This window comes from Streptomyces sp. NPDC002867, from assembly GCF_053591895.1.
The window spans coordinates 32,556-48,111 of record NZ_JBSFUR010000014.1 but is presented as its reverse complement, the minus strand read 5'-3'; the positions used below and the strand labels follow the sequence as shown (position 1 = coordinate 48,111).

The following is a 15,556-nucleotide window of genomic DNA, read 5'->3' as shown; positions in this document are numbered from 1 at the left end:
ATGACGAACCAGGAGCTCACGCACCGGTGGCAGGGCGTGATGACGGACAACTACGGCACACCGAGGCTGTCCCTGGTCCGCGGCGAGGGCGCCAGGGTCTGGGACGCCGACGGCACCGAGTACACCGACTTCGTCGGCGGCATCGCGGTCAACGCGCTGGGCCACGCCCACCCCGCGATCGTCGAGGCCGTCAGCCGTCAGATCGCCTCGCTCGGCCATGTCTCCAACCTCTTCGTCGCCGAGCCGCCCGTCGCGCTCGCCGAGCGGCTCGTCCAGCTCTTCGGCCGGCCCGGCCGGGTCTACTTCTCCAACTCCGGCGCCGAGGCCAACGAGGCCGCCTTCAAGATCGGCCGGCTGACCGGACGCGGGCACATGGTCGCCACCACCGGCGGGTTCCACGGCCGGACCATGGGCGCCCTCGCGCTCACCGGACAGCCCGCCAAGCAGCAGCCGTTCCTGCCGCTGCCTCCGGACGTCACCCACGTCCCCTACGGCGACGCCGAGGCGCTGCGCGCGGCCGTCACCGAGGACACCGCACTGGTGATCATCGAGCCGATCCAGGGTGAGAACGGCGTGGTCGTACCGCCCAAGGGATACCTCGAGGCGGCGCGGGAGATCACCCGGGCCACCGGCACCCTGCTCGTCCTCGACGAGGTCCAGACCGGCATCGGGCGGACCGGCCACTGGTTCGAGCACCAGGCGCACCAAGGCGTCGAGCCCGACATCGTCACGCTCGCCAAGGGTCTGGGCGGCGGACTGCCCATCGGCGCGACCGTCGTCTTCGGCGAGGCGGCGGACCTGCTGAAGCCCGGCCAGCACGGCACGACGTTCGGCGGAAACCCCGTCGCCTGCGCCGCCGGACTCGCCGTCGTCGACACCCTCGCCGCCGACGGTGTCCTCGACTCGGTCAAGCGGCTCGGCGAGAAACTGCGCGACGGAATCGAGGGTCTCGGGCATCCGTCCGTCTCCCATGTCCGTGGCAGCGGCCTGCTGCTGGGTATCGTGCTCACCGGACCGCTCGCACCGAAGGTGCAGCAGGCGGCCCAGGATGCCGGGTTCCTGGTGAACGCCCCCGCGCCCGATGTCGTACGGCTCATGCCGCCCCTGATCATCGGCGACGCCGAGGTGGACGCGTTCCTCCAGGCGCTTCCGGGCATCCTCGACGCGAGCAACGGGGAAGGACGAGCCGGAGAATGAGACGACGATGACCGATGCCCGGTACGCCGAAAACGGTGAGCACGGCGGCCCCGCCGTACCGCAGACCCGCACGGCCCGCCACCGCCGGATCGTGGACATCCTCAACCGCCAGCCGGTGCGCTCACAGAGCCAACTGGCCAAGCTCCTCGCGGACAACGGGCTGAGCGTCACGCAGGCGACGCTCTCCCGCGACCTCGACGAGCTGGGCGCGGTGAAGATCCGCAACACGGGCGGCGAGCTGATCTACGCGGTGCCCAGCGAGGGCGGTTTCCGCACTCCGCAGGCGCCGCTGGGCGAGTCCGCCAAGGAGGAGCGCATGCGGCGCCTCTCCGGTGAGCTGCTGATCTCCGCGGAGGCGTCGGCGAATCTCGTGGTGCTGCGTACGCCGCCGGGCGCGGCCCAGTTCCTGGCCTCGGCCATCGACCAGGCCGAACTGCACGACATCCTCGGCACGATCGCGGGTGACGACACCCTGATGCTGATCAGCCGCGACCCGGCCGGTGGGCAGGCTCTCGCGGACCATCTGCTGCGGCTCGCGCAGAAGGAGCGCTGAACCGATACGGCGCGGCACTCCCCGGCCGGGTGCCGCGCCGCGCTGTGCCTCAGCGCGTGCTCACCGGGGGCAGCGGCGGCAGCGGCAGCGGCAGACCCGGAAGACCGTCGATGCTGGCCGCGATGTGCTCCTTCTTGGCGAAGTACGCGTCCAGCGACGCGTCGTCCTCGCGCGCGAACCGCTTTCCGTGCAGATCCCGGTCCTCGTCGTACGTCATGAACGGCACGGCGTACCCGCAGGTGTCCCGGATCAGTTCGGCCGTCACCACGATGACGGCGCGCAGCCCGTGCGGTGACGGATCGATCCCGGGAAAGTGCGCGAGCAGCCCGGCCCAGCGCTCGTCGTCGCGGAAGACCGCCTCGCCGCGCCCGTGCACGCGGACGATGTTGGGCGGCCCCTGGAAGGCGCACCACATCAGCGTGATGCGGCCGTTCTCGCGGAGGTGGGCGATCGTCTCCGCATTGCTGCCGGCGAAGTCGAGGTAGGCGACGGTCCGTTCGTCGATGACGGCGAACGACCCCTTCAGGCCCTTGGGGGAGAGGTTGACCGTGCCGTCCTCCGACAGCGGCGCGGTCGCGGTGAAGAACAGCGGTTGGGCCTCGATGAAGGCACGGAGTCGTCCGTCTATGTGCTCATGCGTCTTTCCCATGGGGGAATTATCGCCGTGCGGTGCGGCGCCCACCGGTGGTTTCAGACCCTGAGACCCAGGCGCCCGCGCATCACGTTCATCACGTAGTCGCTGAACAGATGGGTGCACTGCCCGAGCAGCGCGTCCAACTCCGCCCGCACACCGCCCTCGTCCGCGCGGAGGTCCGCGTACAGCTCCTCGAGCCAGCGACGCTGCTGCACGGTGGCTGCCGCGTTCCGCCGCACACCGGGGTCGGCGTCGGACAACAGGACGACTGCCGCGCGCAGTTGGGTGACACCTCCGTGTGCCTTCAGCAGCCGGAAGGCCCCCCGGCGCGTGTGCGCGGGCAGCTCGGGCGACAGCCGCGCGAGGAGCGCCTCCGCCGGCAGCCGGCGCGCGAACGGCAGGACGGCGCGCGCCGCTTCGCGGGCCACGGCCGCCGACGGGTCGTCGAGCAGCGGGCGTACTTCCTCCCAGGGAACCGCCTGGAGCAGTCGCAGACCGGCGACCGCCTGGGCGCGCACCCCCGCCACGGGGTGCGTGAGAAAGCCGCGCAGCAGAGCGGCGTCCTCGCGCCGGCCGCACTCGGCGAGCCCTGTCACGGTCCAGGGCACGAGCGCGCCGGGGTCGGCGCACAGCTCCGTGTAGTCGGCGTGCGGGTCCCCGCCGCTCCCGCTCACGAGCCAGCGGGCGCAGGCGCGCACCAGAGGAGAGCGGTCCGTGAGGTGACGGGCCGCCTCGTCCGCACGGCCCGCGCGCCGCAGCGCGGTCACCCCGGCCGACCGTACGAGCGGCGCATGGGCGCCCAGCAGGATGTCGACGGCCTCGTCGTCCGGTCCCTCGGCCGCCATCGCGGCGAGCGCCGCGTCCGACCACCACCGCCACAGGACGGGGTCCAGGTCGTCGGCCGCGTGCCGCGCGAGCTCGCGTGCCCCGAGCAGGCCGTGGTCCAGGACGACGCGGGCGACGAGCCGCCGGGCGGCGGTGTCCCGGCCGAACCCGCCGAGCCGGGCGAGCGCGAGGTGCGGCGCGGCCCGCAGGGCCTCCTCGAACAGATCACGGGCCCACACCCCCAGCTCGCGGCGGCCGACCCGCAGTACGAGCGGGGTCAGGGTGCGCAGCGCGGCCTCGGGCTCGGCCCGGAGGTGCTCCGCGAGCATCCCGCGGGCCCGCAGCCGCACCGGCTCGACCCAGTCGGCGCACCTGATGACGGTGAGGTGCCAGAAGGCGGGACTGCTGCCTCCCGCGGCGAGGGCCGCCTCCCGCACCCGTCCGTCCCGATGGCACAGAGCGGTCTCCGGCTGAGCCCTCAGCGGGTCGGCCGGCTCGCTGCCGTACCGGCCGAGCTCGCGCACCGCGTGGTCGAGGGCCGTCCAGCAGGCCGGGTCGTCGAAGTCGAGGACGTGGCTCCCCGGGAGTCCCCGCATCAGGTGGCCGACGGCTTCACGGCCCGCCAACGTGTCCCATCGCCTGCCCCAGCCCATCTGTTCTCCCCCTGATCGTCCGTGGCGCGTGCCGAGCCTAGGGAGGCGGGGCGGCCGGGACCAGCGCTTTTCCGGGTCCATTGACAAAACATACGGAGCTCTGCATAGTTATACCTGACAGTGATCGCACCGTAAGGAGAACCCCGTGACCGAGCGCGTCGTACTCGCCTACTCGGGCGGCCTGGACACCTCCGTTGCCATCGGCTGGATCGCGGAGGAGACGGGCGCCGAGGTCGTCGCGGTCGCCGTGGACGTCGGCCAGGGTGGCGAGGACCTGGACGTCATCCGCAAGCGCGCTCTCGCCTGCGGTGCTGTCGAGGCCGAGGTCGCGGACGCCAAGGACGAGTTCGCCGAGGAGTACTGCCTCCCCGCGATCAAGGCCAACGCGCTCTACATGGACCGCTACCCGCTGGTCTCCGCGCTCTCCCGGCCGACGATCGTCAAGCATCTCGTCGCCGCCGCCAGGAAGCACGGCGCCACCACCGTCGCCCACGGCTGCACCGGCAAGGGCAACGACCAGGTGCGCTTCGAGGCCGGAATCGTCGCCCTCGCGCCCGAGCTCAAGTGCATCGCCCCGGTCCGCGACTACGCGATGACCCGGGACAAGGCGATCGCCTTCTGCGAGGAGAAGCAGCTTCCGATCGCCACCAGCAAGAAGTCGCCGTACTCCATCGACCAGAACGTCTTCGGACGGGCCGTCGAGACCGGCTTCCTGGAGGACATCTGGAACGCGCCGATCGAGGACATCTACGAGTACACCTCGAACCCGGCGGAGCCGCGGGAGGCCGACGAGGTCGTCATCACCTTCAAGGAGGGCGTCCCGGTCGCCGTCGACGGCAAGCCCGTCACCGTGCTCCAGGCCGTTCAGCAGCTCAACGAGCGGGCCGGCGCCCAGGGCATCGGCCGGATCGACATGGTCGAGGACCGGCTCGTCGGCATCAAGTCCCGCGAGGTGTACGAGGCCCCCGGCGCGATCGCACTGATCACCGCCCACCAGGAGCTGGAGAACGTGACCGTCGAGCGCGAGCTCGCCCGGTACAAGCGGCAGGTCGAGCAGCGCTGGGGCGAGCTGGTCTACGACGGCCTGTGGTTCTCGCCGCTCAAGCGGGCCCTGGACGGCTTCATCGACGAGGCCAACCGGCACGTCAGCGGCGACATCCGGATGACGCTGCACGGCGGCCGGGCCGTCGTCACCGGCCGGAAGTCCGACGAGTCGCTGTACGACTTCAACCTCGCCACCTACGACTCGGGCGACACCTTCGACCAGTCCAAGGCGCAGGGCTTCATCGAGATCTTCGGCCTGTCGCAGAAGATCGCGGCGCGGCGTGATCTGCGGGCGTAGCCCACGGTCCTCGCGTAACCCGCCCGCGTCGTGACGGGACCTCGCGTAACCCGCACGCGTTGTACAGACCGCCTCCCCGGACAGTCCGGCAAGGCCGGGGTGTGTCCCCCCGGGCGACCTTCGGGGGAGGCCGCACATCACAACCCTCCCAAGGAGCAACAGCTGTGAGCAGCAACAACGGTGACGTCCGGCTCTGGGGCGGCCGCTTCGCCGACGGCCCCGCCGAGGCGCTGGCGAAGCTGTCGGCGTCGGTCCACTTCGACTGGCGTCTGGCGCCGTACGACATCGCCGGGTCCCGTGCCCACGCGCGCGTGCTGTACAAGGCGGGCCTGCTCAATGAGGACGAGCTCACGCGCATGCTGGCCGGCCTGGACCGGCTGGAGGCGGACGTCGCCTCCGGGGAGTTCACCGGCACCATCGCCGACGAGGACGTGCACACCGCCCTCGAGCGGGGCCTCCTCGAGCGGCTCGGCCCGGACCTCGGCGGCAAGCTCCGCGCCGGCCGCTCCCGGAACGACCAGGTCGCCACGCTCTTCCGGATGTACCTGCGGGATCACGCCCGGATCATCGGCGGGCTCATCGCCGACCTCCAGGACGCCCTCGTCGGACTCGCCGAGGCGCACCCGGACGTCGCCATGCCGGGCCGTACGCACCTCCAGCACGCCCAGCCCGTTCTGTTCGCGCACCACGTCCTCGCGCACGTGCAGTCCCTGTCCCGCGACGCGGAGCGGCTGCGCCAGTGGGACACCCGTACCGCCGTCTCCCCGTACGGCTCCGGCGCGCTGGCCGGCTCGTCCCTCGGGCTCGACCCGGAGTCGGTGGCCAAGGACCTGGGCTTCGAGCGCGGCTCGGCGGGCAACTCGATCGACGGAACGGCCTCGCGCGACTTCGTCGCCGAGTTCGCCTTCATCACCGCGATGATCGGTGTGAACCTCTCCCGGATCGCCGAGGAGGTCATCATCTGGAACACGAAGGAGTTCTCCTTCGTGACCCTGCACGACGCCTTCTCGACCGGGTCGTCGATCATGCCGCAGAAGAAGAACCCCGACATCGCGGAGCTCGCCCGCGGCAAGTCCGGGCGCCTCATCGGCAACCTCACCGGCCTGCTCGCCACGCTCAAGGCACTGCCGCTCGCCTACAACCGGGACCTCCAGGAGGACAAGGAGCCGGTCTTCGACTCCTGCGACCAGCTCGAGGTCCTGTTGCCGGCGTTCACGGGGATGATGGCGACGCTCACCGTCAACCGGGAGCGCATGGAGGAACTCGCCCCCGCCGGCTTCTCGCTCGCCACCGACATCGCCGAATGGCTGGTCAAGCAGGGCGTGCCGTTCCGGGTCGCACACGAGGTCGCCGGTGAGTGCGTCAAGGAGTGCGAGCAGCAGGGCATCGAGCTCGACCAGCTGACGGACCAGCAGTTCGCGAAGATCTCGCCGCACCTCACGCCCGAGGTCCGCACCGTCCTGAACGTGCCCGGCGCACTGGCCTCCCGCAGCGGCCGCGGCGGCACGGCTCCCTCGGCGGTCGCCGTCCAGCTCAACGAGGTCAAGGCCGATCTGGTGATACAGCACGCCTGGGCCTCCGCCGGGGCCAAGCGCTGACGGCCCGCAGCACTACAGCGCCGCCGCCCAGTCCGCGAGCGCGTCGAAGTCCGGCCGGGTCAGACCGATCCGCTCGTCGACGCGCAGCAACAGGGCGGCGGCGACGTGCTGTTGCTCCACGTACTCGTGGTCGTACGGCGTGATGTCGTCGTCGACCCAGGCGAAGGGCCGTCCCGCCGCGTACTCGAGGATGTACTGCGTCTTCCAGAAGGTGCCGCGCGGTGCCCTTCCGTGCATCTGGGGCCAGTCGACGAACGGCAGCTCCGGCAGCCCGAGCCGGGGCCCGATCCAGTCGTTCGCCTCGCCCTTCCAGGTCGTCGCCCACACCAGGTCGTACCACTGCGCGAGGGCGAGCAGCTCGGTGCCGTGACCGGGGTTGAGCCACACCCGCAGCGGTTTGCCGTCCGTCCAGCCGGTCGGGCGCATCCGGTGCGTGCCGTATCCCTCCGGTCTGCGCTCGGGTTGGGCCGCGTACGGATTGAGCGGGCCGTCGACGTCGATCAGCAGCAGGGGTTTCACGGGCAGCCGTCTCCTTGGGAAAGTCAGCGGGGCGGTCGGGCGCGGGCGCGCCGGTGGGCGGCCACGCGGTCGCGGGTGGCGCAGCGGCGTGAGCAGGAGCGATGGGCGTGGCCGCTGCCGACGACGGTGAGGACGTTCCGGCCGGTGCGGAGGGTGACCGCCGGGGCCCAGATCAGGACGGTCGGCGCCAGACACGACGACGCGAGGAACCACTCACCCACGGGGCGTCGTCGCGGTCCAGGTGGGGGACCTCCGGGTGCCGCCATGCGAAGTCAGGCGCAGTGTACCGGCGTTGAGCGTAGGCAGCCGGTTCGGCCCGGTGACCGCGGCGTCGAGGTCCTCGGCCGCGAACCTCCCGCAACAGCAGAGCGGCGTCCCGCATCCGGGCGAGGTCCGTGCCGGACAGCGTGATGGCACCGCTCCGTGGTCGCACAGCACCCGCTCGACCCACGCCGCGTCCACCGGCTCCGCGTCCGGGACCGAACACGGAAGGAGCCGGACACCACGGTCTGACGGAGGCGCCCCGGACCTACGGCCCGATGGGACGCCCGTGCATTGAATGAGACATCAATGTCTCATATGGCCTATGCTTGTCTCATGGCCATGGATCGTGAACAGGTACTCCGTACCGCCGCCGCCCTGCTGTCCCGGAAATCGACCGCCACCATGGACGAGGTCGCCCGGGCCGCCGGCATCGGCCGTGCCACGCTGCACCGCCACTTCGCCGGCCGCGACGCACTCGTCCGCGCGCTCGAGGCGTTCGGCATCCAGGAGTTCGAGGCCGCGCTCGACCGGGCGCGGCTCGACGAGGGCGACGCGAGCGACGGCCTGCGGCGGCTGATCGCCGAGATGGAGCCCGCCGCCGACCTGCTGGCCTTCCTCTACAGCGAGAGCCAGCTGTTCGAGGGGGACCAGGTCAATGAGGGCTGGTCGCGGCTCGACGCCCGGGTCGCGGCGCACTTCCGGCGCGGCCAGGAGCGGGGCGAGTTCCGCATCGATCTCCCGCCCGCATGGCTGACCGAGGCGCTGTACGCGCTGATCGGCGCCTGCGCGTGGGCCGTCATGGACGGCCGCGTCGCCAAGAAGGACTTCCAGTACACGACCGCCGAGCTGTTGCTCGGCGGAGCTCGACGGAGTGTGAAGACATGAGCAGCACCTTCCGGCCCACGACCAGGGCGGACGAGACCGTGTACCGCCCCGGGCGGTGGCTGGCGCTCTCCGTCCTCGTGCTGGCCGTCCTGCTGGTGGCGGTCGACGCGACCGTCCTCGGCCTCGCGACCCCGTTCCTGAGCGAGGACCTCGAACCGACCGGCAACCAGCTCCTGTGGATCGGCGACGTCTACTCCTTCGTCATCGCCGGACTCCTCGTCTCGATGGGCAGCCTCGGCGACCGCATCGGGCGCAAGAGGCTCCTGCTCGGCGGCGCGGTCGCGTTCGGCGCCGTGTCCGTGCTCAACGCGTACGCCACCAGCCCCGAGATGATGATCGCCGCCCGGGCGCTGCTCGGTGTCGCGGGAGCCACGCTGATGCCGTCCACGCTGGCCCTGATCCGCAACATCTTCCACGACCCGAAGGAGCGCAGCCTCGCCATCGGCATCTGGGGCGCCATGGCCTCGGCCGGCGCCGCCGTCGGACCCGTGGTCGGCGGCCTCCTGCTGGAGCACTTCTGGTGGGGCTCCGTCTTCCTGATCAACCTGCCCGTGATGGCCGTCCTGGTCCTCGTCGGCGTCAAGCTGCTGCCCGAGTCCAGGAACGCGGTGGCCGGTCCGTGGGACCTGGCCAGTGTCGCCCTGTCGCTCGTCGGCATGGTCGGCGTCGTGTACGCGATCAAGGAGGCGGCGAGCCACGGGCCCGGTCCGGTCGCGGGTGCCGCGGCGGTGATCGGCGTCTCCGCGCTGTACGGCTTCGTACGCCGGCAGCTGACGCTGCCCGCACCGCTGCTCGACATGCGGCTGTTCCGGAACCGGGGCTTCTCCGGTGCGGTCCTCGCCGACCTGCTGACCATTCTGGGCCTGTCCGGCCTGGTGTTCTTCCTGTCCCAGTTCCTGCAACTGGTCCAGGGCAGGCAGCCGTTCGAGGCCGGACTCGCGGAGCTGCCCGCCGCGATCGGCGCGGTGGCCACCGGACTCGTCGCCGGCACCGTGGCCCGGCGCTTCTCGGTACGGGCGGTGGTCGCGGGCGGTCTCGCCGCCGTCGGCCTGGCGCTGGCCGCGCTGACGTTCCTCGGCCAGTCCACCGGCTATCCGCTGCTGGGCGCGGCACTGCTGGTCGTCGGCGCGGGCGCGGGCTTCTCGTTCACCGTCACGGCCGACGTGATCCTCTCCAGCGTCCCCAAGGAGCAGGCGGGCGCGGCGTCCGCGGTGTCCGAGACCGCCTACGAACTCGGCGCCGCGCTCGGCATCGCGCTGCTCGGCTCCGTCCTGACCGGCGTCTACAGCGGCTTCGTCACCCCGGCCGGAGTGCCGGCGGTCACCGCGTCGGCGGCGCACGAGTCCCTGGGCGGCGCGGTGGAGGCGGCCGCCCGCCTGCCCCACGGAGAGGCGGCGGCGCTGCTGGCTGCGGCGCAGGAGGCCTTCGTCGACGGTCTGCGGGCGGCGGCGGGCGCGGGCGCGGCGGTCCTTCTGGCGACGTCGGCCGCGGCGTGGTTCCTGCTGCGGGGGCAGAAGCTGGAGGACGGGGTGGAGCACTGACGCACCGGGGCCGCCGGGCGGGCTGTTTTCACGCAGCGGAATCCAGCCCCGCCGGCGATTGAAGCGCTGGGGGTCCCCCCACGCCGCAGGGCGTGGAGCCCCCGGTTCGGGATGGGGGCACCACCCACGGCCGCCAGGCCGTAGGGGGCGTTTGAGGACACCGCGCGAAGGGCGGTACAGGGTCCGGGGCTTGCCCCGGTTCGGGAAGGGGCGGGGTGGGGAACAAGCCCGCCGCAGGCGCCAGGCCCGCCCCCCGCAGGCTTACGCCGCCTTCGCCTTCGTGGCGTACATGTCCACGTACTCCTGGCCCGACAGCCGCATGACCTCCGCCATCACCGAGTCCGTGACCGCCCGCAGCACATAGCGGTCGCGGTCCATCCCCTCGTAGCGCGAGAACTCCATCGGCTCGCCGAAGCGGACCGTCACCCGGCCCGGGCGCGGCAGGCCCGCGCCGCCCGGCTGGAGCTTGTCCGTGCCGATCATGGCGAAGGGGACCACCGGCGCGCCCGTCATCAGCGTCAGGCGCGCGATGCCCGTACGGCCCCGGTACAGACGGCCGTCGGGGGAGCGGGTGCCCTCGGGGTAGATGCCGAAGACCTTGCCCTCCTCCAGCACCCGGCGGCCCGTCATCAGCGCGGCGACACCACCGTTGGCGCCGTCGCGGTCGACCGGGATCATGCCGACGCCGGTGAAGAACCACGCCATCGCGCGGCCCTTGAGGCCCTTGCCCGTGACGTACTCGTCCTTGCCGATGAAGAACACCGGACGGTCGGTCACCAGGGGGAGCACCATCGAGTCGATGAAGGTGAGGTGGTTCCCGGCGAGGATCACCGGCCCCGTCCCCGGAATGTTCTCGGCGCCTTCCACGCGGGGGCGGAACATCAGGCGCAGGAACGGCCCAAGCACTGCCTTGATGAGCGTCAAGCGGGACAACGGGTCCTCCGGTGTCATGGGACGGGACGGTGATGGCCGGCGCAGTCGCTGCATGCGGTGCGTGAGTCTGTGCAGGTGAGGACGATACTCGGGGGTCGCGCCGCTCGCACATCGGGTTCACGAAGGAGATACGCACTGTTGACGCGCGTTTTTGCGGTGTTCGCCCAGGGTCTGCCGCGGGTAAGGGGCGGCTGCCTACGATCGGGCGACGCTCGACAGGTGCGGGACATCACATGGAGGAACGTTTCATGACACAGGGTGCGAGCAGCAGTCCGGCACGCCGAACCATTCTGGGAGCCGCCGTTCTGAGTACGGCCGCTCTCGGCGCCGGCGCAGGTGCGGGCGCGGCACAGGCCGGTGAGCGCCCCGGCGGCGGCCCGTCGTACAAGGGACTGCCCGTGCCCGCCGTGATCGCGCACCGCGGGGCCAGCGGCTACCGGCCCGAGCACACCCTCGGGGCGTACCGGTTCGCCCTCGACATGGGCGCGCACGTCATCGAGCAGGACCTGGTGCCCACCAAGGACGGTCATCTCGTTTGCCGTCACGAGAACGACATCACCGGCACCACGGACGTCGCCCAGCACCCCGAGTTCGCCTCGCGCAGGACCACCAAGTCCGTCGACGGCGTCAGCATCACCGGCTGGTTCACCGAGGACTTCACGCTCGCCGAGCTGAAGACGCTCCGCGCCAAGGAGCGCATACCGGGCACCCGTCAGGAGAACACGCTCTACGACGGCCGCTGGACCGTGCCCACCTTCGAGGAGGTGCTGCGCTGGGCCGAGGACGAGGGGCGCCGCCGCGGCCGCCCGGTGTGGCTGCACGTCGAGACCAAGCACCCCACCTACTTCCGGGGCATCGGGCTCGGTCTCGAGGAGCGCCTGGCCAAGCTGCTGCGGCGCTACGGACGCCACCGCGCGGACTCGCCGACGTTCCTGCAGTCCTTCGAGCCCACCAGCATGGAGCGCATGGCGCGGCTCGTGGGCACGCCGCGCGTCGTCCTGCTGTGGACCCCCGACGACCGCCCGTGGGACTTCCAGGAGTCGGGCGACCCGCGCACCGTCGCCGACCTGGTCACGCCGGAGGGGCTCGCCTGGATCGCCGGATTCGCCCAGGGCATCGGCCCGTTGCTCGACCTCGTCATCCCCAAGGACGCGAACGGCCGCCTGACCAAGGCCACGACGCTGGTGCGCGACGCGCACGCCGAGGGCCTGGTGGTGCACCCGTACACGTTGCGCAACGAGAACAGCTTCCTGCCCGCCGACTTCCGCCGCGGCACCGACCCCAATGCCTACGGGGACGTCTTCGGCGCGTACAAGGCGTATCTGGCTACCGGGATCGACGGCATCTTCACCGACAACCCGGACACGGGCCTGCTCGCGGTGGCGGACTTCACCGCCTGACGCGCCTCCGGCCCTTCACGCCGGCGGGGCCCGGTCACGCCACACCCGGACCCCGCGGACCCGGCCGCCCTTCACGGGCTGCCGGGTCCTTCCCGTCGGCCTCAGGCGACCGGAGCCCGGTTGACGGCCGATCGCCGGTCCCCGGCGGCTTCGGCCACAGGCGACGGCCCCGTACGGGTGATGGCGCCGGCTCTCCGAAACCGCGGGCCCGCGGGCGGACGTCAGGCCGGGCATGACCGTTCTCGACGAAACCCCCGCCCATGTCGTCAGCGTCCTCGGCCCGCTCGTCAGCGCCGAGGCCACCGCGGAGGCGCCCGGCACCGCCCTGGAGGCAGGTGACCTCGAACAGGCCGTGTGGGTACGGCTGCTGGAGCGGCTCGACGACGACGGCCCGCCGCCGGACGCCGCCCGCTGGGTCAAGGCGGCGGTCCGCGCCGAGGCCCGCCGCGCCCGCCGTACGGCCGCCCGGGAACTGCCGTACCGTCACGAACCCGCCGACGGCCCCGCCGCCGACCCGTCCGGTGGCCCCGAGCCCGCCGCCCTGCGGTCGGAGCGCCGGCGCGCGCTGCGCGCCGCCGTCGCCCGCACCCCGGGGAACTGCCCCCGGCTGCTGACTGCGATGTTGTCCCCGAAGGACCCCACCTACCGGGAAATCGCAGGGACGTTGGGAATGTCACAGGGGAGTCTGGGGCCGATGCGTTCCCGCTGCCTGGGATGTCTGCGCAGAATGCTCGCGGCAGAGGTTGCGGCTCCTGAACATCGGGGAAAGGAGCGGTAGACAACCGGCGGACAGGTGAGCGGGAGGCATGCGCACATGGGCATGAGCGTGACCATCTCAGCGGCGGGTGAGCACGATGCGGAGCACATCCTCAAACTCCAGTACCTGTGCTACCAGACCGAGGCCGAGCTCTACGGCGACTACGGCATCGAGCCCCTGACCCAGACCCTCGCCGACCTGCGGGAGGAGATCTCCCAGGGGCACGCGCTGGTGGCCAGGCTCGGCGACGAGGTGGTCGCCTCCGTGCGCGGCCGCGTCGACGAGAGCGGCACGGCCAGGATCGCGAAGCTCATCGTGCACCCGCGGATGCAGCGCCACGGACTCGGCGGCCGGCTGCTCGACGCGATCGAGGCCCGTTTCGCCGGAGACCCGGACACCAAGCGGTTCCAGCTCTTCACCGGCCACCGCAGCGAGAGCAACCTGCGCCTCTACCGCAGCCGCGGATACCTACCGGTCTCCATCGAGGAGGTCGGCCCGCGCCTGACGCTGGTCACGCTGGAGAAGGAGCAGACGCCCGGCGCCTTCGCCGCGAGCGCCTAGGCGGCCGCGCTCCGGCTGCGCGCACGGCGCAGCCAGAGCATTCCCGTCACCGGCAGCAGCACCGGGATGAAGAGGTAGCCCATCCCGTACCCGGACCACACCGTCGAGTCGGGGAACGCGGACGGCTCCGCCAGCGTCCAGGTCCCCACGATCAGTACGCCGGCGAGCTCGGCGGCGCAGCACACCAGCGCCGCCCTGCGGGCCGTCTCCCCGCCGCGCACCAGGGTGTACGTGATGAACGCGTACACCGCGGCGGCGACGGCCGAGAGCACATGCGCCAGCGGCGCGCTGCCGAAGTCGGTCAGGATCTGGTAGACGGAGCGCGACACGGCGCCGACGGACATCACGCCGTACAGCCACACCAGCAGCAGCCCCGGACCCCGCACCAGCCTGGTCCGCTCGGTCTCCGTCGTGGGCCCGGCCATCGTCAGCCTCCCCAGATGTCGTGGAGCCGTACTTCCAGGACGGCGAGCACGACGGCGCCGGCCGCCACGGTCGCCGAACCCCAGCGGGTGCGCTCCGCCAAGGACAGGAACCCGGCGGCGGGCACGGCGAGGGCGGATCCGATGAGGTACGCCAGGAAAATGGCCGTGCCCTCGTCGGCCTTCTCGCCCCGCGCCAGCTGCACGATTCCGACGACCAGCTGGGCGAGCGCCAGGGCGGACACCACGGCCGTGCCGATGAAGTGCCAGTCCTTGGTCGGCTGATCGCGGTACGCGGCGAAGCCGCACCACGAGGCGAGGGCGAGCGCGGTCACGGCGACCGCGATCGTCAGGGCGTCGAGCATGGGCTCGAGCGTATTACGGCGCGAGGGTCGCGCTGCGCGCGACCCCGGCCCGAGGGGCCGGCGACCGCGCCCTAGGGTCGTGGCCATGGAGATCCACGCCGAAGCCCTGCTGTTCGACAACGACGGAACCCTCGTCTCCTCCCTGGAGTCGGTCGACCGCTGCTGGACCAAGTGGGCGCACGAGTACGGAATCACGGCGGAGGACTTCGCCCGCGTCGAGCTGCACGGCCGCCCCGCCGCCGAGATAGCCGCCGACCTGCTGCCCGCCGATGCGGTGCCGGAGGCGGTCGCCCGTATCGAGACCCTGGAGGTCGAGGACGTCGCCGGGTCGGTGGTCGCCCTGCCCGGCACGCTCGCGCTCCTCGCGCAGCTGCCGCCCGAGCGGTGGGCCGTCGTCACCTCGGCCACCCGTCGGCTCGCCGAGGCGCGGCTCGACGAGGTGGGCATCACGCCCAAGACGACCGTCGCCGCCGACGACATCACCCGCGGCAAGCCCGACCCGGAGCCGTATCTGCTCGCGGCCCGGCGCCTCGGCGCGAACCCGGCGCGCTGTGTCGTCTTCGAGGACGCCCCGGCCGGGCTCGCCTCGGGGCGTGCCGCCGGCATGCGCACCGTGGCCTTGACCACAACGCATCGCGCAGACGAGCTGGTTGCCGACGTGATCGTGACCGATCTGTCGGCAGTGTCCGTGCAGGTGACGGCGGCCGGCGTGACGATCCGGACCGGAGCGTAAGCGTCCACATAGCGTGCCGACGGTGTCCGCATAGCGGACGCGGCCGGTTTCCTCGCGTGCGTGTCTGCTTTACTTGCAGCCATGACCACGACGAGCAGCCGCACCCTTGCGACCGAGGCGATCACGACGCCCGGTGCTCGTTGTATGTGTCGAATGTGCGCCTTCTGAGGGTCCCTGACCGCCTCGCGCCCCGAAGCGAGACCGACAGCCGCCGCGTCCGATCGTCTCCGCAGCCACGGAGAACGCCCCGGACCGAGCTGGCCCGCGCACGCCTCGCCCCCGGCCACCAGCCGAGGAGGCCGCGGCGCGAAGAGCTGTCTGAACCGAATGCCCCGTGCCCGGCGGACACCGCGCCGCGCACTCGACAGTGACGG

At 71.9% G+C, this 15,556-nt stretch carries 17 protein-coding genes; 10 read left to right on the top strand and 7 right to left on the bottom strand.

Annotation, left to right across the window (positions count from 1 at the left end; translation table 11 throughout):
* Complete coding sequence (locus ACWD0A_RS16085; RefSeq protein ID WP_451298484.1) at positions 1-1,197, top strand: acetylornithine transaminase; 1,197 nt, start codon at positions 1-3, stop codon at positions 1,195-1,197.
* A gap of 7 nt (positions 1,198-1,204) precedes the next feature.
* Entirely contained in the window at positions 1,205-1,750 is a 546-nt protein-coding gene (locus ACWD0A_RS16080; protein WP_451298482.1) for an arginine repressor, read from the top strand.
* Between the two features lie 49 nt (positions 1,751-1,799).
* On the opposite strand, the gene ACWD0A_RS16075 is transcribed toward ACWD0A_RS16080, so the two are convergent.
* Positions 1,800-2,399, bottom strand: coding sequence for a pyridoxamine 5'-phosphate oxidase family protein (locus ACWD0A_RS16075; RefSeq protein ID WP_307716376.1), 600 nt, complete (start codon positions 2,397-2,399; stop codon positions 1,800-1,802).
* Between the two features lie 41 nt (positions 2,400-2,440).
* On the bottom strand, positions 2,441-3,862 hold the full coding sequence (locus ACWD0A_RS16070) for a hypothetical protein (RefSeq protein WP_451298479.1): 1,422 nt from the start codon (positions 3,860-3,862) through the stop codon (positions 2,441-2,443).
* A gap of 145 nt (positions 3,863-4,007) precedes the next feature.
* Between ACWD0A_RS16070 and ACWD0A_RS16065 the strand changes: the two genes are divergently transcribed.
* Both ACWD0A_RS16065 and argH read left to right on the top strand, forming a co-directional pair.
* Positions 4,008-5,204: an argininosuccinate synthase gene (locus ACWD0A_RS16065; RefSeq protein ID WP_451298477.1), complete on the top strand. Its 1,197-nt coding sequence runs from the start codon at positions 4,008-4,010 to the stop codon at positions 5,202-5,204.
* 164 nt (positions 5,205-5,368) lie between these two features.
* A complete protein-coding gene (gene argH / locus ACWD0A_RS16060) occupies positions 5,369-6,802 on the top strand; it encodes an argininosuccinate lyase (protein WP_451298475.1) in 1,434 nt (477 codons plus the stop codon).
* Between the two features lie 12 nt (positions 6,803-6,814).
* Here the strand turns inward: argH and ACWD0A_RS16055 are convergent, their stop codons facing one another.
* Positions 6,815-7,321 (bottom strand): HAD domain-containing protein, encoded by a 507-nt coding sequence (locus tag ACWD0A_RS16055; protein ID WP_451298473.1) that lies wholly within the window; start codon positions 7,319-7,321, stop codon positions 6,815-6,817.
* A gap of 23 nt (positions 7,322-7,344) precedes the next feature.
* Positions 7,345-7,542 carry a hypothetical protein gene (locus ACWD0A_RS16050; protein ID WP_451298471.1) on the bottom strand — a complete coding sequence of 66 codons (198 nt, stop codon included), beginning with the start codon at positions 7,540-7,542 and terminating at the stop codon, positions 7,345-7,347.
* A gap of 376 nt (positions 7,543-7,918) precedes the next feature.
* Between ACWD0A_RS16050 and ACWD0A_RS16045 the strand changes: the two genes are divergently transcribed.
* Both ACWD0A_RS16045 and ACWD0A_RS16040 read left to right on the top strand, forming a co-directional pair.
* Positions 7,919-8,470 carry a TetR/AcrR family transcriptional regulator gene (locus ACWD0A_RS16045; protein ID WP_451298469.1) on the top strand — a complete coding sequence of 184 codons (552 nt, stop codon included), beginning with the start codon at positions 7,919-7,921 and terminating at the stop codon, positions 8,468-8,470.
* The gene (locus ACWD0A_RS16040) at positions 8,467-10,011 is read left to right on the top strand and encodes an MFS transporter (RefSeq protein ID WP_451298467.1); all 1,545 of its coding nucleotides are present in this window, start codon (positions 8,467-8,469) and stop codon (positions 10,009-10,011) included. Before ACWD0A_RS16045 ends, ACWD0A_RS16040 begins: the two co-directional genes overlap by 4 nt.
* Before the next feature lie 261 nt (positions 10,012-10,272).
* Here the strand turns inward: ACWD0A_RS16040 and ACWD0A_RS16035 are convergent, their stop codons facing one another.
* Positions 10,273-10,962: a lysophospholipid acyltransferase family protein gene (locus ACWD0A_RS16035; RefSeq protein WP_307716383.1), complete on the bottom strand. Its 690-nt coding sequence runs from the start codon at positions 10,960-10,962 to the stop codon at positions 10,273-10,275.
* A gap of 230 nt (positions 10,963-11,192) precedes the next feature.
* Between ACWD0A_RS16035 and ACWD0A_RS16030 the strand changes: the two genes are divergently transcribed.
* The 3 genes from ACWD0A_RS16030 (at position 11,193) to ACWD0A_RS16020 (ending at position 13,662) form a co-directional block, all read left to right on the top strand.
* Positions 11,193-12,344 carry a glycerophosphodiester phosphodiesterase gene (locus ACWD0A_RS16030; protein WP_451298465.1) on the top strand — a complete coding sequence of 384 codons (1,152 nt, stop codon included), beginning with the start codon at positions 11,193-11,195 and terminating at the stop codon, positions 12,342-12,344.
* Between the two features lie 232 nt (positions 12,345-12,576).
* Entirely contained in the window at positions 12,577-13,122 is a 546-nt protein-coding gene (locus ACWD0A_RS16025) for a sigma-70 family RNA polymerase sigma factor (protein ID WP_451298463.1), read from the top strand.
* A 36-nt stretch (positions 13,123-13,158) separates the two neighbouring features.
* Complete coding sequence (locus ACWD0A_RS16020) at positions 13,159-13,662, top strand: GNAT family N-acetyltransferase (protein ID WP_451298461.1); 504 nt, start codon at positions 13,159-13,161, stop codon at positions 13,660-13,662.
* Here the strand turns inward: ACWD0A_RS16020 and ACWD0A_RS16015 are convergent.
* Positions 13,659-14,087, bottom strand: a complete 429-nt coding sequence (locus tag ACWD0A_RS16015; RefSeq protein WP_451298459.1) for a hypothetical protein — start codon at positions 14,085-14,087, stop codon at positions 13,659-13,661. The genes ACWD0A_RS16020 and ACWD0A_RS16015 overlap by 4 nt on opposite strands.
* A 2-nt stretch (positions 14,088-14,089) precedes the next feature.
* The gene (locus tag ACWD0A_RS16010) at positions 14,090-14,449 is read right to left on the bottom strand and encodes a hypothetical protein (RefSeq protein WP_451298457.1); all 360 of its coding nucleotides are present in this window, start codon (positions 14,447-14,449) and stop codon (positions 14,090-14,092) included.
* A gap of 85 nt (positions 14,450-14,534) precedes the next feature.
* On the opposite strand from ACWD0A_RS16010, the gene ACWD0A_RS16005 reads away from it, so the two are divergent.
* A complete protein-coding gene (locus ACWD0A_RS16005; protein WP_451298455.1) occupies positions 14,535-15,182 on the top strand; it encodes an HAD family hydrolase in 648 nt (215 codons plus the stop codon).
* The last annotated feature ends 374 nt before the right edge of the window (positions 15,183-15,556 follow it).

Bases quoted from the DNA above. Each gene is read 5' to 3' on its own strand.
- ACWD0A_RS16085 (WP_451298484.1), top strand. From the start codon at position 1: ATGACGAACCAGGAGCTCACGCACCGGTGGCAGGGCGTGATGACGGAC.
- ACWD0A_RS16080 (WP_451298482.1), top strand. From the start codon at position 1,205: ATGACCGATGCCCGGTACGCCGAAAACGGTGAGCACGGCGGCCCCGCC.
- ACWD0A_RS16075 (WP_307716376.1), bottom strand. From the start codon at position 2,399: ATGGGAAAGACGCATGAGCACATAGACGGACGACTCCGTGCCTTCATC.
- ACWD0A_RS16070 (WP_451298479.1), bottom strand. From the start codon at position 3,862: ATGGGCTGGGGCAGGCGATGGGACACGTTGGCGGGCCGTGAAGCCGTC.
- ACWD0A_RS16045 (WP_451298469.1), top strand. From the start codon at position 7,919: ATGGCCATGGATCGTGAACAGGTACTCCGTACCGCCGCCGCCCTGCTG.
- ACWD0A_RS16040 (WP_451298467.1), top strand. From the start codon at position 8,467: ATGAGCAGCACCTTCCGGCCCACGACCAGGGCGGACGAGACCGTGTAC.
- ACWD0A_RS16035 (WP_307716383.1), bottom strand. From the start codon at position 10,962: ATGACACCGGAGGACCCGTTGTCCCGCTTGACGCTCATCAAGGCAGTG.
- ACWD0A_RS16030 (WP_451298465.1), top strand. From the start codon at position 11,193: ATGACACAGGGTGCGAGCAGCAGTCCGGCACGCCGAACCATTCTGGGA.
- ACWD0A_RS16025 (WP_451298463.1), top strand. From the start codon at position 12,577: ATGACCGTTCTCGACGAAACCCCCGCCCATGTCGTCAGCGTCCTCGGC.
- ACWD0A_RS16020 (WP_451298461.1), top strand. From the start codon at position 13,159: ATGGGCATGAGCGTGACCATCTCAGCGGCGGGTGAGCACGATGCGGAG.
- ACWD0A_RS16015 (WP_451298459.1), bottom strand. From the start codon at position 14,087: ATGGCCGGGCCCACGACGGAGACCGAGCGGACCAGGCTGGTGCGGGGT.
- ACWD0A_RS16010 (WP_451298457.1), bottom strand. From the start codon at position 14,449: ATGCTCGACGCCCTGACGATCGCGGTCGCCGTGACCGCGCTCGCCCTC.
- ACWD0A_RS16005 (WP_451298455.1), top strand. From the start codon at position 14,535: ATGGAGATCCACGCCGAAGCCCTGCTGTTCGACAACGACGGAACCCTC.